Source organism: Citrobacter portucalensis, from assembly GCF_002042885.1.
In the GTDB taxonomy this organism is placed as follows: domain Bacteria; phylum Pseudomonadota; class Gammaproteobacteria; order Enterobacterales; family Enterobacteriaceae; genus Citrobacter; species Citrobacter portucalensis.
Window position 1 is genome coordinate 1 of sequence record NZ_MVFY01000006.1, and the last position, 26,483, is coordinate 26,483.

The window sequence follows — 26,483 nt, forward strand, 5'->3', positions numbered from 1 at the left end:
TGAATTATAATGTGCTTTTAATCATGTTATCCTTAACTATCCAAGGATAGTTTGCTTATGTATTCTGCGAAGGCTTTGTTATTCAATGATGCCCGGTTATACATTATGAATAATTTTACTTTTGGTAATTCAAAATCGGTTTTAATTTCTTTAAATTTCAATGCTGGCTGATAAATTTCATAAATTTGTCTGGGGAGTGCACCAATAATATCCGTACTGGCGATAACGTTAGCAATCGAGAGTAAGGAGTCGCTACTAAAACCTACTTTATGGAATGCCATCGATTCGCTTGCACGGGAACGATAATCTTTAATGCCCTGATCTTCAGAGGAAAAATATGTAAATTGCTCTTGTTGAATTTGTTCGAGTGTGCTCGTTTCATTTATTCTGGGATGGTTGCCACTGCACACTAAAACACAGTCAATAGTCTTGAAATGAGTACATACAATAGAACGATTGTGAACTGGCGTTGTTGTAATCACCAGATCGGCTTTACGATAGGCAAGGATGTTTTCGGCCGTTTCTGCTGACATTAATATATCATGATGCTCAATTTCAATATCTGAATTTTCTCTGAGGCTATTAATTAAAGATGTCACATTCAGGTTGGTTGTAATTTGTGGGCTGTAGATGACGAATTTATTTTTCAGGCTGGAACCGTGCATGATATTGATGGTTTGTTCCAGATTATTGAGATTTTTTTCAAGGTGAAGATGAAGGTTTACCCCTGTGACCGTAGGCGTAATGCCTTTGCCTGAGCGAATAAACAAGGGGTCGTTAAACTGTGTACGCAGTCGCTGTAATGACTGGCTGACGGCTGAAGGGGTGATATACAGTGTTGCCGCAGCTTTACTGATGCTCAAATGTTGATAAATACATTCAAAAATTACCAACAGGTTAAGATCGAATTTTTTGAGGTCATAGAGGTTAGCCATGCATACCTTCCTGTGATGGTAATGTATAGGATAATTCAATTGTTGAATAATTTAAATTCTAATCATTCTTAGAGTTTATGTTTATGGCTTAATGAATAATTAACTTAAACTAAAATAACACAGATTGCTTGATGGTTACGATAAAAATACATTTTAAAGAGTGATTGAAATGAGAACCATAACAATCACTCATTCTGTTACCTTTATTTATTTCCCATAATAATATTTAATTTATCTTTATCGGGTAATCCCACTTCCTGTTGTAACGTATCGTCTTTGCTCATGTAGTAGATCGCGGGCGTCACATTAGCACCTAAATCATCCATGAGTTTTTGGTTGATATTCAGTACTTTCATCTGTTCTGGATGGACTGAAGCCGGGATTTCCAGCTTCATTTTCCCGCCGGATGCTTCATAGTCATGCCAGGTTTTGGCCGGATCTTTGGATGCCAGGATTGCAGCAGCGGTTGCCGGGCTTTCGGGCTTGATCACGCCAACCAGCAGCGTACGCAGCTGAACTTTACCGGAATCTACCCATGGGCGCGCCTGCTGCCAGAACTGTTTACAATAAGGACAGAAGGGATCGGCAAACACGTAAACGATGACCGGGGCTTCTTTTTTCCCGTCCAGAATCCACGACGCTTTTTCCATTCGCTGCCACATCTCACGTCCGGCAGGGGCATAGATCTCTTTTTCTATGAGCGCATTACTGAGGTTTTCGCCTTTTTCATTATACATGTAGCCGGAGATGGCATGTTTACCGTCAGGCGTGACATAGATAGTGACCCCCATGTCCTGGTATTTTCCCAGATAGCCTTTCATTCCACCCGGTGCGTCGAAGGGCTTCAGGATGGTAATTCCCTGTTTCTCAATGGCTTTAACAGGGGCAGGGAGCTCCTCTGCGTGCACGATAGCGGGGAGAAGAGTTAAGAGTAAGGTGCGTTTAAACATTGATTTTCCTTATAAAATCAGCAGGAAAGTGGGCTTAATTGCAAAACCTATCACAGCCATAGGTAAGATCGACGGTCTGTCGATTGCCCTTTCTTTAGTTGGGTGATGTAATCCCCATCGCTGTTACGACCTTTGTTAAGGTAATGTAGAGCGCAACACATAGCCAGCCCTGCTGGCACTGACGTTACCTGCGGGTAGCTCGGGTAATGAGGCTCCCTGCAAAGGGGGCCTTTTTTACTTTTATCTTTAGGTTCACAACATGAGTTTGAGTGGGTTGTTAGTTAACGCTTATTGATTTGATAAAGGAAACGCATTAGCCCTGCGAAGAGATTTTCGTTAACTTATCTCTCAACGAAAACACGGAGGAAGTACAGATGTCTTTGATTAATACCAAAATTAAACCTTTCAAAAACCAGGCGTTCAAAAACGGTGAGTTCATCGAAGTAACCGAGAAAGATACCGAAGGTCGCTGGAGCGTCTTCTTCTTCTACCCGGCTGACTTTACTTTCGTATGCCCGACCGAGCTGGGTGACGTTGCAGACCATTACGAAGAACTGCAGAAACTGGGCGTAGATGTGTATTCCGTGTCTACCGACACCCACTTCACCCACAAAGCATGGCACAGCAGCTCTGAAACCATCGCGAAAATCAAATACGCGATGATCGGCGACCCGACTGGCGCCCTGACCCGTAACTTTGACAACATGCGTGAAGATGAAGGTCTGGCTGACCGCGCAACCTTCGTTGTTGACCCGCAGGGTATCATCCAGGCAATCGAAGTTACTGCTGAAGGTATCGGCCGTGATGCGTCTGACCTGCTGCGTAAAATCAAAGCAGCACAGTACGTCGCTTCCCACCCAGGTGAAGTTTGCCCGGCAAAATGGAAAGAAGGTGAAGCAACCTTAGCGCCATCTCTGGACCTGGTTGGTAAAATCTAAGTCGCATAGTTTGTAGGCCGGATAAACGTAGTGCATCCGGCATTCCACAGGCGCAAATTTGCGCCTGTTTCATTCCAGCACCATGACGCAAGTTGCATTAATGCAGTCCCGCAAAATCGGCTTGCATGATGATGTTTTCAGAGAGGGAAGAAGAATGCTCGACACAAATATGAAAACCCAGCTCAGGGCTTACCTTGAGAAACTGACCAAACCTGTTGAGCTGATTGCGACGCTGGATGACAGCGCTAAATCGGCAGAAATCAAGGAACTGCTGACTGAAATTGCTGAACTGTCAGAAAAAGTCACCTTCAAAGAAGACAATACTCTGGCGGTGCGTAAGCCATCGTTCCTGATTACCAATCCCGGTTCTCACCAGGGGCCGCGTTTTGCCGGTTCTCCGCTGGGCCATGAGTTTACCTCTCTGGTGCTGGCGCTGTTGTGGACCGGTGGCCATCCGTCAAAAGAGGCGCAGACGTTGCTGGAGCAGATCCGCGATCTCGACGGTGATTTTGAATTTGAAACCTATTATTCACTTTCCTGCCATAACTGCCCGGACGTGGTGCAGGCGCTGAACCTGATGGCGGTGCTGAACCCACGTATCAAACATACGGCGATTGACGGCGGTACTTTCCAGAACGAAATCACCGATCGTAACGTGATGGGTGTTCCGGCGGTATTTATGAACGGCAAAGAGTTCGGTCAGGGGCGTATGACGCTGACTGAGATCGTGGCGAAAGTGGATACTGGCGCAGAAAAACGTGCGGCTGAAGAGCTGAATAAGCGCGATGCTTATGACGTATTGATTGTCGGTTCTGGTCCTGCAGGTGCGGCGGCAGCGGTGTACTCTGCACGTAAAGGCATTCGCACCGGTCTGATGGGCGAACGTTTTGGCGGTCAGGTCCTTGATACTGTTGATATTGAAAACTATATCTCAGTACCGAAAACTGAAGGTCAGAAACTGGCAGGCGCGCTGAAAGCACACGTTGATGATTATGATGTCGATGTGATTGACAGCCAGAGCGCGAGCAAACTCATTCCAGCAGCGCAGGAAGGCGGTTTGCATCAGATTGAAACGGCCTCCGGCGCGGTGCTGAAAGCACGTAGCATTATCATCGCCACCGGCGCGAAATGGCGCAACATGAACGTTCCGGGTGAAGATCAGTATCGCACCAAAGGCGTAACCTACTGCCCTCACTGTGATGGCCCGCTGTTTAAAGGCAAGCGTGTTGCGGTGATTGGCGGCGGTAACTCCGGCGTTGAAGCGGCTATCGACCTGGCAGGTATTGTTGAACATGTGACGCTGCTGGAGTTTGCTCCTGAAATGAAGGCCGATCAGGTGCTGCAAAATAAGCTTCGCAGTCTGAAAAACGTCGACATCATTCTGAATGCGCAAACGACAGAAGTGAAAGGCGATGGCAGCAAAGTTACTGGCCTGGAGTATCGTGACCGTGTGAGCGGCGATGTTCACAATGTGGAACTGGCCGGTATTTTTGTTCAGATTGGGCTGCTACCGAACACCAACTGGCTGGAAGGTGCCGTTGAACGTAACCGTATGGGTGAAATCATCATCGATGCCAAGTGCGAAACCAGCGTGAAAGGCGTTTTCGCTGCCGGTGACTGCACCACCGTACCGTATAAGCAGATTATCATCGCGACAGGTGAAGGCGCGAAGGCCTCGTTAAGTTCGTTTGATTATCTGATTCGCACGACAGTAGCATAAAAAAAGTAAGACTCACCTGCAATGCCAAAACCGCCAGTCATCCGCTGGCGGTTTTTTATTTCCATACACTTAAATTGTCAATTCTTGAAACAATAAACCGTTTAAAACATTCACTTAATTAGCCTGATCATTATTTTCATCAAAGAAAGAGAGGGCGTTATCTTTATTATATTAACCTGCATTATTTTTTCATTTGTTGTGTGAATAAATGGTTGGTTAATTCATGGGTGAAATATATGAAACCCTGACGATCTTTGAATCGACAGGGTTATTGTTACGTGATTTTTTTATCTCTCACGATAGTTACACGCTGAAAGCGGCTTATTCAGCTTTAGATACAAATGCCTCAACGCTAACAGAGCAGGAGTGGCTGGAGGCGGAGTACGACTTCAATGCACTATTTGTTGGGCCGCAGACGCTAAAAGCCCCGCCGTTCGCTTCGGTATACCTTGAAGAAGATGCCCTCGTAATGGGTAAATCAACCTTAAGCATTCGGGAATTCATGGCAAATATAGGTCTATCTATAAACCATGTAAATAATATCCCGGATGATCATATTTCCTGCGTATTGGAATTAGCAGTTTTATTATCGGCTAATGCCAGGATATCAGCAGAATACCAGATCGTTATGACTCGATATGTAATTGAGTATATATCGATGTGGATGCCCGCGTATATAGAAAAAATACATATAAATGCACAAACCGTTACGTTGAAAAACGTCGCGGAAAGGTTGTCTTTTTGGCTTGATGAATTAAACACGAGAGTATCAATATGAGTAATGGACCGGGAGTTCTGAACAGACGTTCATTTTTGAAAGGGTTGATTGCCCTTGGAACGGTGGCTGCCCTGCCAGGGGGATTGCTGACTTCACGCTGTGCATTGGCGCAACCGCCAATTCCGTTTAATCCCAAAACCTACAAAATCTATCGTAACGCCTGTCCACGTAACTGCTATGACACTTGTAGCCTGAAAACCTGGGTGAAGGATGACGTCATCACCTTTGTGGAAGGCGCGCCTGAATCAACGTTTACGCATGGAACTCCGTGTGTGAAGGGATTGAGCTATCCACGTAGGGTATACAGCCCAGACCGCATTAAATATCCGATGGTTCAGGATGTTCGCGGCAGCGGTAACTGGCGTCGTATCTCCTGGGATGAAGCAATGCAGCGCATTGCGACCAAGATGCTGGAGATTAAAAAGAAAGATGGTTCAATGTTGGGTCTGGCGCTGACCAAGTACTCAGGCAAATTTGGTGTATTGAACTATGCCGTTGAAGGGATGATGTCTTCACTGGGTTACACCACCCGTTTTGCCGGAACACCTTGCTGGCCAGCCGGTATCGACGCGCAAAACTACGACATGGGCGACATGTGGTGTAACGACCCGGAAGATATGGTGAAAGCCAAATACATTATTATCTGGGGCGCTAACCCGGCCTGGTGCTCTATGCACACCATGAAGTACATCTATCAGGCGCGGGAAAAAGGCGCAAAAGTGGTCGTTATCGATCCACTGTTAACCCAAACCGCTGCGAAAGCCGATCTCTATTTACGCGTTCGCCCAGGATCAGATGGCGCTCTGGCGCTGGGCATGGCACGCCACCTGGTGGACAAAGGATTGGTTGATCAGGATTTCGTTAACAACTATTCCCATGGCTATGCTGAATTTGAAGAGTATTTGCGTAATAACGTTACCGTAGAGTGGGCATCTGAGATTTGCGGGCTGTCGGCGGATGTTATTCGCCAGTTGGCGGAAGAATTTACCGCGGTTAACCCTGCTACCGTGTGGATTGGCTACGGCATGCAGCGCCATGTCAACGGCGGCGCTAACGTACGGGCGATCGATGCCTTTGTGGCAATGACCGGCAATATTGGCATTGAGGGCGGTGGCGCTCGCTACGGTCATTTGCATACCTGGGGCTTTAACTACAATGCCATGTTGCAGAAGCCACCGGTAGGCTCTATCGGGATGCCGGGGGCGGCGGGCACAACCAGCGAGTTTGGTTCTGCGGGGGAAGTCGCACAGTATTCCGATCGCTCGTTGAATATCAACCAGACCGCAAAGGGAATTCTGGAAGCCAATGAGCCGCCTGTCCGAATGCTTTGGGTTGCCTGTAAGAACCCGTTTGCTCAGGATTTTGATCGCAGCAAGATGGAAAAAGCATTCGAAAAACTGGAAATGGTGGTGTGCGCCGACCAATTCTTTAACGAGACCGTCCAGCATGCCGATATCGTTTTGCCTGTCACCACAGCCTTTGAAGAGTGGAACGTAGACGCCTCATATTGGCACTACTGGCTCTCAATCAACCAGCCTGCAATTAAGCCAATGTATGAGGCAAAATGCGATCTGGAAATCGCCGTTTTACTTTCCCGCACAATCAACAAGCTGGAGCCGGGTTCTTGCACATTCCCGCAGGAGTTCGATCATAAGCGCTGGCTGGACCAGGAGTTCAATGACGGAATGGCCAAAATGTTTGGTATCTCCTCCTGGGATGATTTACTGGAAGGGCCGAAAAAAGCCATTCTGCCAAGTTCTGCGGCCTGGTATGACCGTAAGTTTAAAACGCCCTCTGGAAAGTTTGAGTTCAAATCTGAGCTGTGTGAGAAAAATGGTCATACGGCGCTGCCGGAATACAAACCGGAGGCAAAAAGCACGTTGCCATTCCACCTGTTTACGCCGCATGTCCAGTTCGGTATCCATTCCCAATTCATCAACCTTGACTGGATGCAGGTCTTCTATCCTGAACCGTTTGTTTATATGCACCCGGTTTCCGCCGGGAAAAGAGGCATCGCTGAAAATGACCTGGTGAAAGTGTTTAACACCGCAGGTGAGGTGGAGTTACGTGCGAAGGTAACCGCTAACGTTCCGGAGGATTTCCTGGTGATGTACGAGGCGTGGTTCCCGAAACGGAAATACAACGTTCAAAACGTTGTGGCGGATACTCCGGCCGATATGGGCTTGATGAAAACTGGTGCGCCAGGTGCGGCCATCCATAGTCAGTTTGCGGACATCATTTTGATCGATAAAGGAGCAGCGGCATGAGGCGCGCGTTTTTAGTTAATAGCGATAAGTGTATCGGCTGCCGTGGCTGTGCGATGGCGTGTAAGAGTTTTAACCAGCTGGAGCCAGAACGTTTCTGGCGCTACGTCTACCCGCTGGATAAAGAAATTTATCCGCATGAAGAGCGAGCGTTCTACTCGCTGGCCTGTAACCACTGCGAAAATCCGGCCTGCCTGGCAGCTTGTCCGGTAGAGGCGTACACCAAACGTGAGGATGGCGTTGTAGTGCATAACCCGGAACGTTGTATCGGATGCAAAAACTGTATTCGCAACTGTCCATACGGTGCGCCGCGCTTTAATGAAGAGACGAAAAAAGCGGAAAAATGCAGCATGTGCTATGAGCGTCTTGATGTTGGCATGCAGCCGGCGTGCGTGAATGCCTGTCCGGTAGGTGCGCTGACGCTTATCGATCTGGATGCCGATCCTATACCTGATAATGCGGTGCAGTATCCGCCGGGATTCCCGCGTATGCCGCAGCTTAATCCTGGCACGCGTTTTATCCTTGCGCGTCAACCAAAGCAGCCGGAGGCCAAGTAATGGAAAAGTATGAACTTCCTCTGGTCATTTTTACCGTATTAAGCCAAATGTCGGTTGGGATCACGCTCATTCTGACGCTGCGTGTGCTGCAAGGAAAACTGGAGAGCAAGCGCCTGTACTGGCTGGTAAGTGGACTGGTTCTGGCGGCGGCGTCCGTGGCGGCGATATTACACCTTGCGCATCCGGATCGCGCCTACGATGCCTTGATCAACCTGCAGCACGCCTGGCTGAGCCGAGAGATTCTGGGCGCCACTTTATACGGTGCAGCTGTCGGGGTGACGTTTTTGGCAAAAGGGCACAAAGCACCAGCTGTTCTGGCCTCTGTTCTCGGTATCGCGCTGGTGGCGGTACAGGGGATGACCTATGCCGCCCCGGCAATGGTGGCGATCGCCAACGGTCTGACAATGCTGTTGTTCTTCATCACGGTGTGGGTGATGGGGTGTGCTGCGATTCCACTGCTTAACCTCGCACCTGCCGTTGCTGCATTGCGCCAGGGGATTGCCGTGTGTATGGCAGTCATGATCGCCGCACCCATTATCTGGCTAAGCGGTGGCACCATCATGCAGATGACGGCGCATGCCTGGCTGACGTCGCCACTTTATCTGGCGAGTCTGGTGTGTCTGGCGGTGGCCTTTGTGCTTAGCCGTCAGGGCGAGCGTCGCGCAAAAGCGCTTTTCGCCCTGCTGTTTGTTGGCGTATTCCTGAGCCGTCTGACGTTTTTTGGCGATACGATCAGCTCCATCGTGAATATCGGCCATTTGTATTAATCGTGAGGTAATAAAAACCCCTGTCAGGCGTTAACCTGGCAGGGGTTTTCTTTAGCAAATCAGTGGCTGTTAACGAACAACCAGCACTGGCAAAGTCGCGTGTCGAACAACGCTGGAAGCGTTTGAGCCGAGCAGATGGGTGCTGATTGATGGGTTACGCGACCCAATGACAACGACATCCGCATTCAACTCTTCACCCAACTCGTTGACCACGTCACGGACGCTGCCAAAGCGGACATGTTGTTTAATACGGGAAGGATCGATGCTGAAGTGACCGACCATCGTTTGCAGACGGGTTTCCGCTTCGTGTTGCAGATGCTCTTCAAAACGGCGGACATCGGCTGCAAAGCGGTGCAGGCTTAAGCTCGCTGAGCCTGGCAGCACATGCAGCAGATGGATAACCCCTTTATCCTGGGCCAGAAATTCTGCATGGCGAATAGCCTTGTCGCTCAGTTCCATTTCGAATACATCAACTGGCATTATGATTGTGTTGTACATAAACATTCTCCTTGTCATTACATGAACACATAACAGCATAGTATTAAAAATGATTCTGTCAGTCACGACACAGATTTATGTTTTGCGAACAGGAAAGAAAGCGAGGAGCAGGGAGATCTAACCGGAAAGAGGATGCGGATGCATCCCCTGTAAGATAAAGCGAGTGGCTTTGATAAGACAGAGTTAGCGCAGGTAGTCGCCTGCAGCTTCAGGCTGGTACTCAAGCTCGATAACTTCGAGGTGCGTTGAGGTCCCGCCTGGCAATTCCCAGTGAATGGTATCACCAACGCGCAGCCCCAGAAGTGCAGCGCCGACAGGTGCCATTACCGAAAGCTGTGTGTTGCTGTCAGTCATAGTAGCCGGATACACCAGGGTACGCACACGGACTTCGCCATCACTCAGATTGCGGAATTTCACGCGGCTGTTCATGGTCACGACGTCGTGCGGCATGGTTTCTGGAGAACACATTTGGGCACGATCCAGCTCGGCGTTAAGGGCGTCGGCAATCGGTAAACCAGCAAACGCAGGTTGCTCCAACAGGCGGTCAATGCGTTCCGCATCGAGGTCGTTAATGATGATAGTTGGTCTGGACATTTATTACTCCATGTCGTCGAAACTGCGGGTGCGCAGGTAAATAATCCCAAAAGAAAACCCTCACCGTCAGGCGGCAAGGGTTTAGCTTTTATGATGATACTGAGACTTACCCCATGTTTGAAGTGATTTAGTTCACATTCAGGTAAATCATCAATTTTGTCGCGTATGGTGTGATTTTAGCCGAAAAACGTGATCGTTCTCCAATTTGCATTATGCTTTTTAAGCGCTCGCTGCGGGCGCGTCAAACAACTCAGTGTTCCGCGACAGGAGATCTCATGAGCCAGTACGACAAACTTACCTTGAAAGACGGCAGCTATTTGCATTTTAAAGACTGGGGAAGTGGACAACCTATTGTGTTTAGTCACGGTTGGCCGCTGACGGCAGACGCGTTTGAAGATCAAATGCTGTTCCTTGGATTGAAAGGATTTCGTGTGATCGCCCATGACAGGCGCGGACATGGGCGTTCGGCCCAACCCTGGGATGGACATCATATGGATCAGTATGCTGACGACCTGGCTGAACTTACCGCGCATCTCAATCTTAAAGATGCCGTACATGTTGGGCACTCTACCGGCGGTGGGGAAGTTGCTCGTTATATTGGCCGGCATGGGACGCAGCGGGTGGCAAAAGCGGTGTTAATTGGCGCGGTGACACCCATTATGATCAAGACTGACTTTAACCCAAATGGCGTGCCGAAAGAGGTATTCGATGGCATCCGTGAGGGGGTTGTGAACGATCGCGCCGCCTTTTTCTATGAGCTGACCGCTGCATTCTATGGTTACAATCGTCCTGGCGCGAAAGAGTCGAAAGCTGTACGGGAAAGTTTTGTTGAACAGGGCTTACAAGGGTCCATCAAAGCGTTGTACGACTGCATTCATGCGTTTTCGGAAACAGATCTGCGTGAAGACCTCAAAAAGATGACCATCCCGACGCTGGTGATCCACGGTGATGACGATCAGATTGTCCCGTTTGAAACCTGCGGAAAAGTCGCGGCGGAAATACTGCCGGACTCGCAGTTGAAGGTATATGTCGGCGGCTCGCATGGCATTTGCACCACCCATAAGCAACAGATCAACGGTGACCTACTCAACTTTATTCAGTCGTAATCGTTGGCAGATTGTTCTACGCTGATCTTCTTTTTCCAGGGGGATGAGCGAAGCATAATTTGTGCTGCGCTGACGTTAACTTCAACAGGGAACGCTATGTATTTCTATCAACCGTCACAGGGACACGGCTTACCGCATGATCCGCTAAATGCCATTATTGGACCCCGCCCGATTGGCTGGATTGCGTCGCGTGACGGCAACGGTCGGCACAATCTGGCACCATACAGTTTCTTTAACTGTTTTAACTATCATCCGCCGATTATCGGTTTCGCCAGCAGCGGCTGGAAAGACAGCGTGCAGAATATTATCGAAACCGGTGAATTTGTCTGGAACCTGACGACTCTTGAGCTGGCCACTGCGATGAACGAAACGTCAGCCAGCTTGCCGCACGGTGAGGACGAGTTTTTTGCCGCCGGGCTTAGCAAGGCAGATAGCCGGATAGTCAACGTGCCGCGCGTGGCGCAAAGCCCGGTCAATTTTGAGTGTCGCTTATCGCAAAGCCTGCAACTGACTACCGCTGATGGCTCACCGGTTGATACCTGGCTGGTGTTGGGGGAAGTGGTAGGCATTCACATAGATGAAACGCTCCTGGAAGACGGCATCTATCAGACGGCGAAAGCGAAACCGGTACTGCGTGCAGGTGGGCCAACGGCGTATTATTCGATCAGTGAAACACATCGTTTTGATTTAGTTCGCCCGGACGCCCGTGCAAAACGCTAAGTTTACGGACCGACGTCAGCTCGCAGCGTCGGTCGCAAGTTTCAGTATCCCACTTTGTCGATAATAAACTGTTTACCGCAGCTACCCGGATGCGGTTGCGGTAAGAATGACTGGGCAGATAACGTCTGGTTGATGTTGTCGGCTTTCAGGGATAACTGGATCTCCGTAAGATACGCCGGATTGCCGTGGCAGCTTAACTTCACTGCTTTGACGTTCTCTTTGCCCCAGCTTTTGGCAACGGCGGCGTCAAATGCGTTACGGCTGACGGTTTTGCCGTAGTTTTCCGCCAGGAATTTGCCCACCTCGCTGTTCTTAACCTCATTATTCAGCCGTACCATCGTGCCGAAGTACGCGTCGGGATCAAAACCGAAACACGCGCCATGTTTGGCATACTCGTAACGTTCCAGACAGGATCTTCCTCCAGCTCCGGGCATTACGGCGCTGAGTTTTGCCGCGCTTTCCAGCGACAGCCCGGTTTCGGGGGCCGCGCATTTACGGCTGGCGCGGGCTTCAGGCAGGTTGGGAATAGGACGAGTCGCGCAGCCAAAACGCATCCAACGGCGATTGTCTACTCCACGGGCAGCAATGGATTTAGGCAGGCTGGGCCATAAACCGTGAACGGTCAGAAAATCCGCTTTGTCTGCGCTCTCTTTTTGCAGACGACATTCGTCAGGCTCCTGACGATTACGCTCATGTTGGCTCTGACAAAATCCGGTTTGCCAGGAGAGGGCCAGCACGTAGCTGTCAAAATCAGCGTACTGTTTTGCCTGAAGTTCATCGGCTTGAGCCGCAGAAACTGGCAGCAGGAGTGCCGCCAGCAACGAAGAATAACGCCATGTTGATGTCATGATGATTTCGGATACTTATATAAATTCTGAATATCATCTATTTAATCATAAAAAATGCCAGTCAGGTTTAGCTGACTGGCATCATTTTCATCAGGCGTGAACCAGGATGATTAGCTCCACATTGCCAGAATCGGCCAGCCGACCAGCAGAAGCATGGAGATGTAGATAACGCCGAAGATAGCACCCAGACGCCAGTAGTCTTTGGACTTCACATAACCACAGCCGTAGATGATAACGCCAGGGCCCGTTGCATACGGAGTCAGACAGCCCATGATACCGATGGACAGTACCAGCAGGATACACAGGTGTTCCATCGGCACGCCCGGGATACCTTTACCGACGGCCAGAATAACCGGCAGCATGGTGGCGGTGTGAGCGGAAAGGCTGGCAAACAGGTAGTGAGCAAAGTAGAACACCAGCACCAGAACGATCACGGTCGCGTTAGGCGAGAAGCCTTCCAGGTGCGTGCTCATAGTGTTGGCGAACCAGTCGATGAAGCCTGAACGGGTTAAACCATTCGCCATAACGACCAGCGTGGCGAGGTTAACCAGAGTGTTCCATGCGCTGTTATAACGGGTAATGTCTTTCCACGGTACAACGTGCAGCGCCAGCATCAGGGAGACAGCCAGCAGGCCCACTGCGGTTGCATCAATCAGTTTACCACCGAAGACCCACAGGCCCAGGCTGAGCAGTACCAGACCGATCAGCGTTATCTCTTTACGGGTAAGTTTACCCATGCCTTTCAGTTCATCACCGGCCCAAGCGGCAACTTCAGCACTGTGAGTAACTTCTGGTTTGTACAGAACGTATGACAGCCACGGAGCAACGATCAGCAAAATAATACCGACCGGCAGGAAGCTGAGGAACCACTGCAACCAGCTGATTTGAATACCGGCAATTTTGTTGACGAATTCCAGACCCAGCACGTTAGGCGCAGCGCCGGTCACGAACATCGAGGAACTCAGGCTGGTACTGATGACCATCATCCACATCAAATATCCACCGATACGGCGCGCGGAAGGATCGTTCGGGAATGATTTAAACAACGGCGGCAGGTTTTTGATAACCGGGAATACGGTGCCACCGGTACGCGCAGTGTTAGATGGAGTAAACGGTGCCAGCAGAATGTCGATGATAACAATCGCATAGCCCAGCGTCAGGGTACGTTTACCCATGAATTTCACCAGGAACAGCGCGATACGACGACCCAGACCGGTGACTTCATAACCCAGTGCGAAGATAAACGCACCAAACACCAACCACACGGTGGTGCTGGAGAAGCCAGCCAGACCCCATTTCAGCGCTTGCTTACCCGCTTTAAACGCCGGGTCGGCCAGTTCTGAAGCATCAAACAGCAGATAGTTGCTGCCGATAACGCAGATCGTTACGGCGATAAAGCTGATCGCTGTTGCCGGAATTGGCTCCAGGATCATACCGACGATCATCGCCACAAACACGGCAAAGTAGTGCCAGGCCTGTGGAGGCATTCCATCAGGGACGGGGATTAGAAACATGACACCCATGACGACCAGGGGGGCCAATAACTTCCATATTTTATCTTTTGCTAAAGACATGTGTGTGATTCTCCGGAAAGGATCTTTAATTGTGATAATGATGAACTTGTGAAATCTGAGCTAAGAACCAGGTGACGATCAGCAGATCGGCGCAGCCTCCGGGACTGAGGTTGCGTTCAATGCACTGTTGGTCGAACTGGTGTAGATATTCGAGATCGGCAGGGGTACGAATCCCCCCTTGCTGCATCAGGGCGGTGGCCTGCTGCTGTAGCCAACGCAGACCTTCTGCGCCGCCACGTGAAGCCACGTTGGTGTCGCCGTTGATAGACATCAGCAGCAATAATGTGTCGAGTAACGCCAGTTCAGGGTCGCGGCCCTGAGTCAGCAGTGCGCGGTAGTGCGGCAGGGCATGCTGGATGACAAGCGGATATCCCGCTTCGGCTTCGCCCCGTGCGCCGGTTAATCCCAATTGCTGATAAAGACGTTGGCCAGCCGTGAGTTGTTGATTGTTCTGGCGCAGTTCGCGCTCGGTCAGGCCACGGCAAAATGTTGCTGCCGTAGAGCAAATGGTTTCAGCGGTAACAGTGAGTTGGAGCTGGTGCAGGCGGCCAATGGCGGCGCACAGCAGTCCCAGTGAAAAGATGCTCCCTTTATGGGTGTTCACCCCGGCGGTGGCGCGGAACATATCGGCTTCGCAGGCCATGCCCAGCGGACGCAGTCCTTTCAATACATCTTCAGGCGACAGCTGTGCGCTAAACGCCCCATACTCAATAAAACGTGGTAGCCATGACTGAATCGCTTCAGCGCTGCGATGAAAATCTTCCAGCGCCATATCTTTATGCGCGCCGTTGTTAATACGATCTACCAGACCGGGTTTGGGCGACAGGTTGACTTCAGTCAACATGGCGCGCCACGCAAGCGTTGCGTAAGCATCAGGCAGATCCAGAGGGAGGACTGCGTTATTGGTTGATGTTGCGGGAATCGGCATCATGCAGCAGTGCCTCCATCTGAGTGAGTAAGTCGGAAAGCGCGTGGGTTTTACCCCGCGCACAGTCGGCAGCACTTTGCTCGCACAGCAGACAGCGGCGGGCAGGGAGTGCGAAATGACGCCGGGACAGAATTTCCCCTTCAGGGGTCAGGACATCGATGTCCCATAGCCGTCCCAGCGGGTGTGAATGCTCAAGTTCAATCGTGGCGAGCTTGAGGTCGTGGGCCGGAGCCTCAATAGACAAAAGACCTTCTGGACCGCTGGCAGAAACCAGCGCTGTTTGCTCCCTGACAATCCAGGTGGATTGTTTCGCCAACGCGAGCAAGGCGGTTGCGCCATGATTAAAGATGTGACGAGTTAATTCGCTGTCTTTAATCGGACCCGGTGCGACGACGGTAAACGAGACCAGCGGCGCAGAGTGGCGTGTCAGCCACTCCTGTTGCCTTGCCTGTCTCTCATCGCGGCTGGCTAGCAGCTCGGGAATGGAAACCGCGTGTTGGGTGGCGTATTCAGGGAGCAAGTGCATGGTTTATTCCTTCACCTGATGCACAACGTCAATCACTGAACCATCGCGGTAACGCACAACGGCAATCACGCGGTCAGTGAATTCGATAGCGCGTGGCTGACCGGTGAGCTGCTGTGCACGTTCGCGCAGCCATTCAATGGACACCACTTTCATACCGGCTTCTTTCAGACGTTCTGCCAGTTCCGGACGTGCAGGGTTGACGGCGATACCGTGGTCAGTGACCAGAATGTCAACACTGGAGCCTGGGGTTACGCAGGTCAGCACGTTATCAACCAGGGTCGGGATGCGTCCGCGAACCAGCGGCGCGACGATGATAGACAGCGCAGCGGCAACCGCGGTATCGCAGTGACCACCGGATGCGCCGCGCAGTACGCCGTCAGAACCGGTCAGTACGTTGACGTTGAAGCTGGTATCAACTTCCAGCGCGCTGAGCACCACGACGTCCAGACGATCGACGGATGCGCCTTTTGAGCCCCAGTTGGCATACTGGTTGGCACTGATCTCAATGTGGTTTGGATTGCGGGCCAGCGATTCTGCGGCGTTACGGTCAAAACTCTGAACGTCCAGCAGTTTGCGAATCAGGCCTTTTTCGTGCAGGTCAACGATGGTAGCGGTAATGCCGCCCAGCGCGAAGTCGGCACGGATATCGCGGCTGCGCATTTTGTCTTCCAGGAAACGCGTAACGGCCAGAGAGGCGCCGCCGGTTCCTGTCTGCAGTGAGAAGCCTTCGTTGAAGTAGCCGGAATTAGCAATGACCTCAGCCGCGCTACGGGCGATTAACAGTTCACGCGGGTTGGTGGTCATGCGGGTCGCATCGGCACCAATTTTGTCCGCATCGCCGACCTGATCGATCTGCACGATCAGATCTACCTGATCCTGCGTAATGCTGGCCGGGTTATGCGGATAGGTCAGCAGCTGTTCAGTCAGCAGGACAACCTGTTTTGCGTTTTCGGCGTCTACGCGGGCATAGCCTAGTGAGCCGCAGCACGCTTTACCGGTATAACCGTTGGCGTTGCCAAACTGGTCGCAGGACGGCACGCCGAGGAACGCCACATCAATGCTGAGCTCGCCACTTTGCACCAGGTGCACACGGCCACCGTGGGAGTGAATTTGTACCGGTTCGGCTAGTAGGCCACGTGAGATTTCTTCCGCCAGCGGGCCACGCAGACCGGAGGTATAAATGCGGCTAACCACGCCCTGACGGATGTGCTCAACCAGCGGAGCATGGCAGTCGCTCAGAGAGCTGGAGGCCAGCGTCAGATTTTTAAAGCCCATATTGGCGATGGCGTCCATCACCAGGTTAATCGTCAGATCGCCACCACGAAAAGCGTGGTGGAAAGAGATAGTCATACCATCCTGTAAACCTGAACGACGAATAGCGTCTTCCAGGTTAGTGCACAGCTTTTTGTCGCGCGGTTTTTGCGCCTGCAATTCTACTTTTGCGGTGCTCTGATAAGCGGAAAGCTCACTTTCTGCATGACGGCTCCAGGTCGCCACGCGATCCTGGCGTTGAGACTGTTCGATTTTCTGCGTCATTTTTTTGCCTTATTCTTCGCGAATGCCGGAAAGTTCTGCACGGGAGATAACCAGAAGGGCGCGCTCGATAACCGGGCTGTCGACCATTTTGCCGTTCAGGGAAACTACGCCACGACCTTCGCGAGCAGCGGCTTCAGCGGCTTCCACAACCAGACGGGCGTGAGCCAGCTCTTTGCGCGTTGGGGCGTACAGGTTGTGCAGGAGTTCGATCTGGCGCGGGTTGATGAGCGATTTGCCGTCAAAACCCAACTGCTTGATGTGTGCGGCTTCGTGCAGGAAACCCGCTTCGTTGTTGGCATCGGAATACACGGTGTCGAACGCCTGAATACCGGCAGAACGTGCAGCCTGCAAAATAGAGCAGCGGGCAAACAGCAGTTCAGTACCTTCCGGTGAGCGCTCAGTGCGCAGGTTACGTACATAGTCTTCCGCACCCAGGGCAATACCGATCAGACGTTCGGAAGCATGGGCAATTTCTACCGCGCGGGTAATGCCTAACGGCGATTCGATGGCGGCTAACAGACCGGTGCTGCCTGGCTCACGGCCACAGGCGTTTTCGATACGCAGAATTTCGCTTTCGATGTCGATGACATCCTGCGCGGTATCGGTCTTCGGTAAACGTACAATGTCAGCACCGCCACGTACCACGGCTTCAAGGTCGTTGATACCCCATTCGGAGTCGAGGGCGTTTACACGCACGATGGTTTCAACGTCGTGATACAGCGGATGCTGCAGCGCGTGGTACACCATGCGGCGAGCGGTATCTTTTTCACGCAACGCGACGGAGTCTTCCAGGTCGAACATCAGTGCATCTGCCGGATAGATGAACGAGTTGCTGACCATGGCGGCATTGGCGCCCGGTACGAACAACATGCTGCGGCGAGTACGAGTTTTACGTTGTTGCAAAGATTCGGAAATCACTGGCAATCCTCCCATGGCAGTGCCGGAATACCGCCAGCGCGGGCCAGTAGTGCTTCCAGTCGCGCACGTAAAATGCAGTCCAGTGCGCCTTTATCATCAACATTCAATTGCACGCCGCGTACGTTGTAGCGGGACAGAACGTCCAGAATGGTGGCCCGGATGGCATCACCGAACTGCTTTTCGACGCTACTGTTAACCTGCAGGTCAATATCCTGCGAATCGAGTGGGGCGATACGAATCATCACATCACCGGACTCGAGTGTGCCTGCGACGGCTGCCTGGTTTATTTTCATTTTTCACCTGTTGCTAATGCGGGGGTATTTTGGCGGACTGCCGCACCCGATGAGGCTCGCTCAACCATGCTTTGCAGATACTGCAGCGTGGCGTCAGGGACCAGGGATGCGATAGCCGTGAGATCTTTTTTAACCAGCAGCTTGCGCACCCAGGAGGCGGAAATCGGCATCTCCTGGAAACACAGCCGCTCAATTTCCACCAGTTCAATCGGTGGGGCGGGAAGCGTTGGGGTCTCCAGCCAGTAACGCATATCGTTGTTGTACTGGGAGGTGACGGTGCAATACGGCTCAGTACCGACGAAGCGGTGCGTGACGCCGAGAGCCGGAGCCAAATACTGGCGGAAGATTTTCAGGTCTATTTCGGTGTAGCAGTGGTTAATAACGCTCTGCTCTTTGATGAAGTAACACGGGAACGTGGCGCGGGAAATGATGTACTCCGAACCGCGATGCACGGTTAAACGTGGAATGTCTTTTGTTCCTTTAAGCACCAGATCCAGGCGGTCTTCATACGGAAAACGTGAGGTATCTTCTTTCACCAAAAACAGATGCAGCCAGTCACATTGCGCGGCCGCCTGTTGGATCAGAAAACGGTGTCCGTTGGTGAAGGGGTTGGCGTTCATGACGATACAGCCAATTTTTTTCCCATCATGACGCTGTTTTGCCAGTGATTCGGCGTAACGTTTCAGACGTGTGGTGCTGTTTTCCATCAATACCATAATGCCGGGAACGCTGGTGAGCGTAGAAAAACCGCACTGTTTAAACAGCGATTCGTACTCGGTTTTGGTATAGATGAAGAGGTGCGTACAATGACGTTCATAGGCAAGGTTGATTAACTCAGTCGCCAGCGTCAGCGCTAAACCCTCGCCGCGGACAGATTCACAGATTGCGACACACTTAATAATATTCCCAGCGATACCACCGCAGGCAATCAGACGGTCGTCACGGGTGACGGTGATAAATACTTCGACGGTCGTATCTACGCTCAAATCATTCTCTTTCAGAAATTGCGCGATAGCCGCCATCTTTTTATTTTCTGAGCGTTTAACTTGCGTGAATATATTATTACCGAACATAGTGAATAGAGCCCCGATGCTATATTTGTTACTGGGTTTCTGTTTTTGTTGCTCTGTTTAGCAACCTGATAACGTTTTGTTTGCAATTGAAGGGAATGGTTTTTTATTACGGAGTATTTCTTTTTTTCCCTGCTGCATACATCGTAAGGGGTATTTTGGAGGTAATTTTTGATTTATTTCACAATAAGTTAGAAGGTTTTAATGTGTTTTATGGTTTTAAGTTTTTTAATTAATTTAACCCTAAAATAAGGTGTGGTTTTAATTTGTTTAATTGATTTAAGGTGGGGAATCTGCAACGATCTTGTTTTATACCATAACGTGTAAATAGAACATTTTAATTACAACTACAATGAGAAATTAGTTTTAGTTAACGTCGGTGAGGAAAAATGTGATGGCAGAACAGAAAAATAAAACACGGTTTCCTTTTTTCCGCAGTCTGGCGTTTCCTTTACGTATCTTTCTGCTCATTCTGGTCGTTTCTGTTTTTATCATTGCCGCCCTGGCACAATACTTCACCGCCAGCTTTGAAGATTATCTGGCAACGCATGTCCGCGATATGGCAATGAATCAGGCCAAAATCATCGCCTCTAACGACAGTATCATCACGGCGGTTAAGCATCGTGATTACAAGCGGTTGGCGACGATTGCCGACAAACTGCAGAGCGGAACTGACTTCGACTATGTGGTTATCGGGGATACCAACTCCATTCGTCTATATCATCCGAACCCGGAAAAGATTGGCTATCCGATGCAGTTCACCAAACCCGGTGCGCTGGAAAAAGGCGAGAGCTACTTTATTACCGGTAAAGGGTCCATCGGGATGGCAATGCGCGCTAAAACGCCCATCTTTGATGACGATGGCAAAATCATTGGCGTAGTCTCAATTGGTTATCTGATCAGCAAAATCGATAGCTGGCGATCGGACTTCTTACTTCCGATGGCCGGCGTGTTTATCCTCCTGTTGCTGGTACTTATGCTGCTCTCCTGGTTTTTCGCTGCCCATATTCGTCGGCAGATGTTGGGTATGGAACCGAAACAAATTGCGCGTGTGGTACGTCAGCAGGAAGCGTTGTTCAGCTCGGTATATGAAGGATTGATTGCCGTGGATCCTGATGGATATATCACCGCAATAAACCGCAGTGCGAGGAAAATGCTGGGGCTGTCTTCACCTGGGAGAAAGTGGCTTGGAAAACCAGTGAGTGAGGTGGTTCAGCCAGCGGACTTTTTCACCCAACAGATTGCGGAAAAACGACAGGACGCGATGGTCAACTTTAATGGACTGAGCGTTATCGCCAACCGTGAGGCGATTCGCTCCGGTGACGAACTGCTTGGGGCAATCATCAGTTTTCGTAGTAAAGATGAAATTGCTACTCTTAATGCGCAGTTAACGCAAATCAAACAGTATGTAGAGAGCCTGAGGACGCTGCGTCATGAGCATCTGAACTGGATGTCGACTATCAATGGTCTGCTGCAAATGAAAGAGTATGACAAGGTTCTGGCCATGGTGCAGGGGGAATCCCAGGCGCAACAGCAACTGATTGACAGCCTGCGCGGCGCGTTTGCCGATCGTCAGGTAGCCGGTCTGTTGTTTGGCAAGGTGCAGCGCGCGCGGGAACTGGGTCTCACCATGACTATTGTTCCGGGCAGCCAACTGCATCAACTCCCCGAGGGGCTGGATAGCACAGAGTTTGCAGCAATTGTTGGCAATCTGCTTGATAATGCATTTGAAGCGAGCTTGCGCACCCAGCAAGGCAACAAGGTCGTCGAACTCTATTTGAGCGATGAAGGGGATGACGTGATCATCGAAGTTGCCGATCAGGGATGCGGTGTGCCGGAAGCATTGCGTGAAAAAATATTTGAACAGGGTGTGAGCACCCGTACCGATGAACCAGGTGAACATGGCATCGGTTTGTATCTTATTGCTAGTTATGTGAGGCGCTGTGACGGGGTGATTACCCTCGAAGATAACTCCCCCTGCGGCACCTTATTTTCTTTATTTCTTCCGAAAGTGAAAAAAAACAATGACGGAACCATTAACGCTATTGATCGTTGAGGATGAAACGCTACTGGCGGAAATGCATGCTGAATATATCCGCCATATACCCGGCTTCAGCCAGATTTGGCTGGCGGGTAATCTTGCGCAGGCGAGGATGATGATTGAGCGTTTTAAGCCCGGTTTGATTCTGCTCGATAACTACTTGCCGGACGGCAAGGGAATTACCTTATTGCATGAGCTAACCCAGGCGCGTTATCCGGGCGGTGTGGTGTTTACCACGGCGGCCAGCGACATGGAAACAGTCTCCGAAGCTGTGCGCAGCGGCGCGTTTGATTACCTGGTCAAACCCATTGCCTACGAGCGACTGGGGCAGACCCTGACGCGTTATCAACAGCGTCGACGCATGTTGGCGGGTAATGATAGCGCCAGTCAAAAGCAGATAGATGAGATGTTTAATGCCTACGCGCGGGGCGAGCCGAAAGGGGATTTACCGACTGGGATTGATGCCTTAACGCTGAATGCAGTGTTGAAATTATTTGCCGATCCGACGGTACACCATACAGCAGAAACGATCGCCCAGGCGCTCACTATCAGCCGAACGACTTCCAGACGTTACCTGGAGTACTGTGCCAGCCGACATTTGATTATTGCGGAGATTATTCATGGTAAGGTGGGTAGGCCGCAGCGTATCTATCACGGCGGCTAAATGCTGATTTCTGACGTAGGCCGGATAAGATGCTTTAGCATCGACATCCGGCAACGTTGCAATCGAAATGCCGGATGCGGCGTGAATGCCTTATCCGGCCTACATTTCTCTGAGTATCAGCCGCCAACGACGGCTGAAGAAGAGCCTGGTACCATCACTTCAGTTGCGATAATCACAACTAACAGCCCAACCAGAACCGGAACCGAGGTACGTTTCACCACTTCGAACGGAGAAATCTTCGCCATACCAGCAACAGCAACCACCACGCCGGAGACCGGGGAGATTGTGCGTCCAAGGTTTGACGCCTGCAGCATCGGGATAACAAGGTAAGCTGGGTTAATGCCGGAGGAATGCGCCAGCTTAGGGATCATCTCAACGAAGGCATAGAACGGGGCGTTACCGGAACCCGTAGTCATTGCCGCCAGCATAGTCAGGATCACCAGCACCATCATCAGAATAATGCTCGCCGAACCAAACGAGGTAGCGATAGAAATCAGACTCTGAATAAAGCCGATTGTGCTCAGGCCCTGGGCAAAAACACCCGCAGCGACTAACAACATCACCACGTTAGCAAAGGCATCCGCCATGCCACGGTAAGCGACTTCCAGACCAGAGAAAACCTTTTGGGTATTGAACCCACGTACGAACTCCAGAATAGCCGCGATGAGCATGCACAGTACCAGAATCGTAATGATATGCAGCTGTGGACCCCATTTACCATCAAAAATCAGGACGCCAACAATCGGGGTAAACGGCAGAATGGCGTAAAATGACGGGGCAGTCGTGGTGATTTCAGCCACATCTAACATTTCATGAGAAATGTTCTCTTTTTTATCCAGAAAACGCTGCCAGAAAAAGTGGGCAATCGCCATAGCAATGATGGCGGCAATGGAAATTGGCAGCGTGGTTTTAAAGGCGAAATCGATCAGCGGCATTTCCGCAGCTTTTGCCGCCAGCACCACATCACCGGATGTTGGTGAAAGAATAATTGCAGCAGGGGAGGCACAAATGGCCGCTGCGGCGCCACGGCTGATCCCAACGTTAACCATGACCGGGAATAGTGTTGCCATCAGCAATACACCCAGACCGGTTGCTGAAGAAACCGCCAGTGACATCAGGCAGGCGACAAAATAGGCGGCAATCATTAGCAGGTAAGGAGAGTTGATGTATTGCAGAGGCTTGGAGGCCAGCTTAACGACCATATCGTTCGCGCCAATGTGGGTCATATAAGCGGCAAAACCACACAGCATCATGATCATCATGCCGAGATCGCCACCACGGCTCATCAGCAAAATTTTAATATATTCAACAATGTCTGTTGCCGTATAGCCCGTTGATGCCGCGCTGGACGGCAAAACTTTATGCCCCATCAGCGCACTGATAATCAGCAAAACCAGACCACCAACAAACAGTACGCCTGTCGCGGAATAACCTTTAATGATGTAGCGCGCTACACCCACAATAACCACAACCCCAATAAGGAGTTCAATAAATGTCAACATCGTTTCCCCTGTCGCATTGCTGCCCAGAAAGTAAAAAAACTAAAAAAAGTAAAAAGTGGTGACAGAATGTGCCTAATAAACCGATAACTCTTGCTGATTAAAATCAATAAAAATACGGATTCAAGCGATGGTTAAGCCGTTTTTTCAGCATCGTGGTTAAAAAAAGAATCTCACAATAAGAAACTGTGAAGCGCAGCGCTGATGTGTGTGTTTTGTGGCGATGATGAATATCAATTGTTAATTTATTGTGATGCTATTTAACTTTTTTCGCAGGAAAGAACAATTTATTGGCAATAAAGAGAAAATAGTTCCTATTAGATGGCTCAATAAACTCATGGGTAATTATCTTAAAAATTATAGGCTGAGGATTATTCTGATTTTTTAGCTGCGCATTTTTGTTAAGCTAACATTAAGGTTGGGTTTGCTACAATTAATAATAAATCCCAGGATGGTAATTAAGTTGTGATTGTCGCTAAACGATATTTTCTCATTTTTTCATTTCTTTTTATTCAGTTAGCTTTCATTCCCCAGGGCGCTGCTGAAGATAAAGGTTGGTTCGCTACTTTTAAAGACAATGTCAGTGAAACCTGGCAGCAGCCAGAACATTATGATCTGTACGTGCCGGCTATTACCTGGCATGCTCGTTTTGCTTATGATAAAGAAAAAACGGATCGCTACAATGAACGCCCATGGGGGGCGGGCTTTGGTCAATCCCGTTGGGATGATAAAGGTAACTGGCACGGGCTTTATATAATGGCCTTTAAGGATTCCTACAATAAATGGGAACCTATTGGTGGTTATGGCTGGGAAAAAACCTGGCGACCGCTGGCAGATGAAAATTTCCATACCGGACTTGGCTTTACCACCGGTTTTACTGCGCGCGATAACTGGAACTACATTCCGGTTCCCGTGCTGTTACCGCTGGCATCGATAGGGTATGGTCCGGCAACGTTCCAGATGACCTACATTCCGGGAACGTACAACAACGGTAACGTCTACTTTGCATGGATGCGTTTCCAGTTTTGATGGACTACCTGTATTGTCAGGTGGATTATTAAAAAGCCTTTTAAAAACAGTGCGATATTAACTTTAACTGAAAAATAACGCGACATTTATCACTTTTTGATAAAGTTCGACTGGACAAAGTCCACCACAATTGTTGTACTGATACCCGACACAGCATTTGTGTCTATTTTTCATGTAAAGGTAATTTTGATGTCTAAGATTAAAGGTAACGTTAAGTGGTTTAATGAGTCCAAAGGATTCGGTTTCATTACTCCGGAAGATGGCAGCAAAGACGTGTTCGTACACTTCTCTGCAATCCAGACCAATGGTTTTAAAACTCTGGCTGAAGGTCAGCGTGTAGAGTTCGAAATCACTAACGGTGCCAAAGGCCCTTCTGCTGCAAACGTAATCGCTCTGTAAGCATACGACAGCAAGCATTCAAAACCCGCTTAATTGCGGGTTTTTTTTCGCTTCAGTGCGCGGGAGAGGCCGAAACCAGCCAGAATGCCAGGGCGGTCATCGCAAATGATCCCAACAGATTAACCAGTACATTCACCATAGCCCAACCAAAGCGTCCTTCCTGTAGCAAAAACACCACCTCAGCTGAGAAAGTGGAAAACGTTGTCAGTCCCCCGCAAAAGCCAGTGGTAATCAGTACCTTCCACATTGGATCAATGTTTGTCATGCGATTAAACCATGCCAGACCCATACCAATGATAAATGCGCCAAGTAAGTTTGCAGCCAGCGTGCCGAATGGGATGGCCTGATGTAGCGGGTTAAACCTCATGCTCAACATCCATCTTGCTACACTACCTGTACCACCACCGATAAAAACCGCTAAAAGGAGTTGTAACACTGCATAATCCTGCTATTTGATTGTATATAGGATGAGTGTAACGCTGAATAATCGTGGTTGGCGAGCCTAACAACGTTTTCTGGAGGGAATATGTTCGTTGCAGCAGGGCAATTTGCCGTGGGACCTTCATGGGAAAAAAATGCAGAAACCTGCGTCTTTTTGATGTCACAGGCTGCAGGAGAGGGGGCGTCGCTGTTGGTATTACCGGAGGCGCTTCTGGCCCGTGACGATCTGGACCCAGACCTGTCAGTGAAATCAGCTCAACTGCTGGAGGGCGGATTTTTGACGCGCTTGCTGCGAGAAAGCGCGCAAAACGAGATGACGACAATCCTGACGATTCATGTTCCTTCTGTGCCAGGCCGGGCGTTTAACATGCTGGTGGCGCTACGGGCAGGTCAGGTCGTGGCCCATTACGCTAAATTACATCTCTATGATGCCTTTTCGATTCAGGAGTCACGAAATGTGGATGCAGGGGACGCCATAGCGCCGCTGCTGGACGTAGACGGGTTAAAAGTAGGGTTAATGACCTGTTATGATCTGCGCTTTCCTGAGTTGGCGCTGGCGCACGCATTGCAGGGAGCGGAAATTCTTGTCTTACCCGCAGCCTGGGTTCGGGGATCGCTTAAAGAGCATCACTGGGCTACGCTTTTGGCGGCAAGAGCGTTAGATGCGACGTGTTACTTGATTGCGGCGGGAGAGTGCGGTAACAAGAATATCGGCCAAAGCAGGGTCATCGACCCCTTTGGTGTGACCATTGCTGCTGCGGCAGAAACGCCCGCGCTAATTATGGCCGAGGTTTCCGCCGAGCGGGTGAGGCAGGTTAGGGCACAACTCCCGGTGTTAAGTAACCGACGCTTTGCGCCACCGCAATTATTATGACGTTTTTTTAAACAAG

At 50.2% G+C, this 26,483-nt stretch carries 27 protein-coding genes; 13 read left to right on the plus strand and 14 right to left on the minus strand.

All coding sequences use genetic code 11. From position 1 onward, the window contains the following. Positions 1–32 precede the first annotated feature (32 nt). Positions 33–935 carry a DNA-binding transcriptional repressor CitR gene (citR, locus tag BZK40_RS10275; protein WP_079934602.1) on the minus strand — a complete coding sequence of 301 codons (903 nt, stop codon included), beginning with the start codon at positions 933–935 and terminating at the stop codon, positions 33–35. A gap of 203 nt (positions 936–1,138) precedes the next feature. After that, the gene (gene dsbG, locus BZK40_RS10280; protein WP_048235899.1) at positions 1,139–1,885 is read right to left on the minus strand and encodes a thiol:disulfide interchange protein DsbG; all 747 of its coding nucleotides are present in this window, start codon (positions 1,883–1,885) and stop codon (positions 1,139–1,141) included. A gap of 374 nt (positions 1,886–2,259) precedes the next feature. Between dsbG and ahpC the strand changes: the two genes are divergently transcribed. The 6 genes from ahpC (at position 2,260) to BZK40_RS10310 (ending at position 8,909) form a co-directional block, all read left to right on the plus strand. Continuing rightward, positions 2,260–2,823 carry an alkyl hydroperoxide reductase subunit C gene (gene ahpC / locus BZK40_RS10285; protein ID WP_002894394.1) on the plus strand — a complete coding sequence of 188 codons (564 nt, stop codon included), beginning with the start codon at positions 2,260–2,262 and terminating at the stop codon, positions 2,821–2,823. A 154-nt stretch (positions 2,824–2,977) separates the two neighbouring features. Then, entirely contained in the window at positions 2,978–4,543 is a 1,566-nt protein-coding gene (gene ahpF, locus BZK40_RS10290) for an alkyl hydroperoxide reductase subunit F (protein WP_020996553.1), read from the plus strand. A gap of 223 nt (positions 4,544–4,766) precedes the next feature. After that, the gene (locus BZK40_RS10295; protein ID WP_079934603.1) at positions 4,767–5,321 is read left to right on the plus strand and encodes a TorD/DmsD family molecular chaperone; all 555 of its coding nucleotides are present in this window, start codon (positions 4,767–4,769) and stop codon (positions 5,319–5,321) included. Next, entirely contained in the window at positions 5,318–7,588 is a 2,271-nt protein-coding gene (locus BZK40_RS10300; RefSeq protein ID WP_008784073.1) for a molybdopterin-dependent oxidoreductase, read from the plus strand. Before BZK40_RS10295 ends, BZK40_RS10300 begins: the two co-directional genes overlap by 4 nt. Then, the gene (locus tag BZK40_RS10305) at positions 7,585–8,142 is read left to right on the plus strand and encodes a 4Fe-4S dicluster domain-containing protein (protein ID WP_008784074.1); all 558 of its coding nucleotides are present in this window, start codon (positions 7,585–7,587) and stop codon (positions 8,140–8,142) included. Before BZK40_RS10300 ends, BZK40_RS10305 begins: the two co-directional genes overlap by 4 nt. Beyond that, positions 8,142–8,909 (plus strand): dimethyl sulfoxide reductase anchor subunit family protein, encoded by a 768-nt coding sequence (locus BZK40_RS10310; RefSeq protein WP_008784075.1) that lies wholly within the window; start codon positions 8,142–8,144, stop codon positions 8,907–8,909. The genes BZK40_RS10305 and BZK40_RS10310 overlap by 1 nt, the downstream gene beginning before the upstream one ends. Before the next feature lie 69 nt (positions 8,910–8,978). Here BZK40_RS10310 and uspG read toward each other — a convergent pair whose 3' ends face one another. After that, positions 8,979–9,407, minus strand: coding sequence for a universal stress protein UspG (gene uspG, locus BZK40_RS10315; protein WP_003022101.1), 429 nt, complete (start codon positions 9,405–9,407; stop codon positions 8,979–8,981). A gap of 183 nt (positions 9,408–9,590) precedes the next feature. After that, the gene (gene rnk, locus BZK40_RS10320; RefSeq protein ID WP_003831264.1) at positions 9,591–10,001 is read right to left on the minus strand and encodes a nucleoside diphosphate kinase regulator; all 411 of its coding nucleotides are present in this window, start codon (positions 9,999–10,001) and stop codon (positions 9,591–9,593) included. Between the two features lie 275 nt (positions 10,002–10,276). On the opposite strand from rnk, the gene BZK40_RS10325 reads away from it, so the two are divergent. Further along, complete coding sequence (locus BZK40_RS10325) at positions 10,277–11,107, plus strand: alpha/beta fold hydrolase (protein ID WP_020996552.1); 831 nt, start codon at positions 10,277–10,279, stop codon at positions 11,105–11,107. Between the two features lie 96 nt (positions 11,108–11,203). Then, positions 11,204–11,827, plus strand: coding sequence for a flavin reductase family protein (locus tag BZK40_RS10330; RefSeq protein ID WP_003022109.1), 624 nt, complete (start codon positions 11,204–11,206; stop codon positions 11,825–11,827). 41 nt (positions 11,828–11,868) lie between these two features. On the opposite strand, the gene rna is transcribed toward BZK40_RS10330, so the two are convergent. The 8 genes from rna to citC all read right to left on the minus strand — a co-directional run bounded on the left by rna (position 11,869) and on the right by citC (position 19,523). Beyond that, on the minus strand, positions 11,869–12,675 hold the full coding sequence (gene rna, locus BZK40_RS10335) for a ribonuclease I (RefSeq protein ID WP_003835606.1): 807 nt from the start codon (positions 12,673–12,675) through the stop codon (positions 11,869–11,871). 110 nt (positions 12,676–12,785) lie between these two features. Further along, positions 12,786–14,249 (minus strand): citrate/succinate antiporter CitT, encoded by a 1,464-nt coding sequence (citT, locus tag BZK40_RS10340; RefSeq protein WP_003022114.1) that lies wholly within the window; start codon positions 14,247–14,249, stop codon positions 12,786–12,788. Positions 14,250–14,274: 25 nt separating this feature from the next. After that, positions 14,275–15,180 carry a triphosphoribosyl-dephospho-CoA synthase CitG gene (citG, locus tag BZK40_RS10345; RefSeq protein WP_003831272.1) on the minus strand — a complete coding sequence of 302 codons (906 nt, stop codon included), beginning with the start codon at positions 15,178–15,180 and terminating at the stop codon, positions 14,275–14,277. Then, a complete protein-coding gene (citX, locus tag BZK40_RS10350; protein WP_079934604.1) occupies positions 15,149–15,703 on the minus strand; it encodes a citrate lyase holo-[acyl-carrier protein] synthase in 555 nt (184 codons plus the stop codon). The genes citG and citX overlap by 32 nt, the downstream gene beginning before the upstream one ends. Before the next feature lie 3 nt (positions 15,704–15,706). Next, entirely contained in the window at positions 15,707–17,239 is a 1,533-nt protein-coding gene (citF, locus tag BZK40_RS10355; RefSeq protein ID WP_003831274.1) for a citrate lyase subunit alpha, read from the minus strand. Positions 17,240–17,248: 9 nt separating this feature from the next. After that, positions 17,249–18,157, minus strand: coding sequence for an aldolase/citrate lyase family protein (locus BZK40_RS10360; protein WP_003831275.1), 909 nt, complete (start codon positions 18,155–18,157; stop codon positions 17,249–17,251). After that, a complete protein-coding gene (gene citD, locus BZK40_RS10365; RefSeq protein WP_003831276.1) occupies positions 18,154–18,450 on the minus strand; it encodes a citrate lyase acyl carrier protein in 297 nt (98 codons plus the stop codon). The genes BZK40_RS10360 and citD overlap by 4 nt, the downstream gene beginning before the upstream one ends. After that, positions 18,447–19,523, minus strand: coding sequence for a [citrate (pro-3S)-lyase] ligase (gene citC, locus BZK40_RS10370; protein WP_003831277.1), 1,077 nt, complete (start codon positions 19,521–19,523; stop codon positions 18,447–18,449). The genes citD and citC overlap by 4 nt, the downstream gene beginning before the upstream one ends. Positions 19,524–19,914: 391 nt before the next feature. On the opposite strand from citC, the gene dpiB reads away from it, so the two are divergent. Together dpiB and dpiA are read left to right on the plus strand one after the other, a co-directional pair. Continuing rightward, entirely contained in the window at positions 19,915–21,576 is a 1,662-nt protein-coding gene (gene dpiB / locus BZK40_RS10375; protein ID WP_008784080.1) for a sensor histidine kinase DpiB, read from the plus strand. Beyond that, complete coding sequence (gene dpiA, locus BZK40_RS10380; RefSeq protein ID WP_003831279.1) at positions 21,545–22,225, plus strand: two-component response regulator DpiA; 681 nt, start codon at positions 21,545–21,547, stop codon at positions 22,223–22,225. The genes dpiB and dpiA overlap by 32 nt, the downstream gene beginning before the upstream one ends. Before the next feature lie 116 nt (positions 22,226–22,341). Here the strand turns inward: dpiA and dcuC are convergent, their stop codons facing one another. Further along, complete coding sequence (gene dcuC / locus BZK40_RS10385) at positions 22,342–23,727, minus strand: anaerobic C4-dicarboxylate transporter DcuC (protein WP_003022136.1); 1,386 nt, start codon at positions 23,725–23,727, stop codon at positions 22,342–22,344. Positions 23,728–24,189: 462 nt separating this feature from the next. Between dcuC and pagP the strand changes: the two genes are divergently transcribed. Together pagP and cspE are read left to right on the plus strand one after the other, a co-directional pair. Next, complete coding sequence (pagP, locus tag BZK40_RS10390; protein ID WP_079934605.1) at positions 24,190–24,753, plus strand: lipid IV(A) palmitoyltransferase PagP; 564 nt, start codon at positions 24,190–24,192, stop codon at positions 24,751–24,753. Between the two features lie 189 nt (positions 24,754–24,942). Continuing rightward, positions 24,943–25,152 carry a transcription antiterminator/RNA stability regulator CspE gene (cspE, locus tag BZK40_RS10395; RefSeq protein ID WP_000034825.1) on the plus strand — a complete coding sequence of 70 codons (210 nt, stop codon included), beginning with the start codon at positions 24,943–24,945 and terminating at the stop codon, positions 25,150–25,152. Between the two features lie 52 nt (positions 25,153–25,204). Here the strand turns inward: cspE and crcB are convergent, their stop codons facing one another. Continuing rightward, the gene (gene crcB, locus BZK40_RS10400; protein ID WP_003831281.1) at positions 25,205–25,588 is read right to left on the minus strand and encodes a fluoride efflux transporter CrcB; all 384 of its coding nucleotides are present in this window, start codon (positions 25,586–25,588) and stop codon (positions 25,205–25,207) included. A gap of 90 nt (positions 25,589–25,678) precedes the next feature. Here crcB and BZK40_RS10405 point away from each other — a divergent pair, with 90 nt between their 5' ends. Continuing rightward, on the plus strand, positions 25,679–26,467 hold the full coding sequence (locus tag BZK40_RS10405) for a deaminated glutathione amidase (RefSeq protein ID WP_008784083.1): 789 nt from the start codon (positions 25,679–25,681) through the stop codon (positions 26,465–26,467). Positions 26,468–26,483 lie beyond the last annotated feature (16 nt).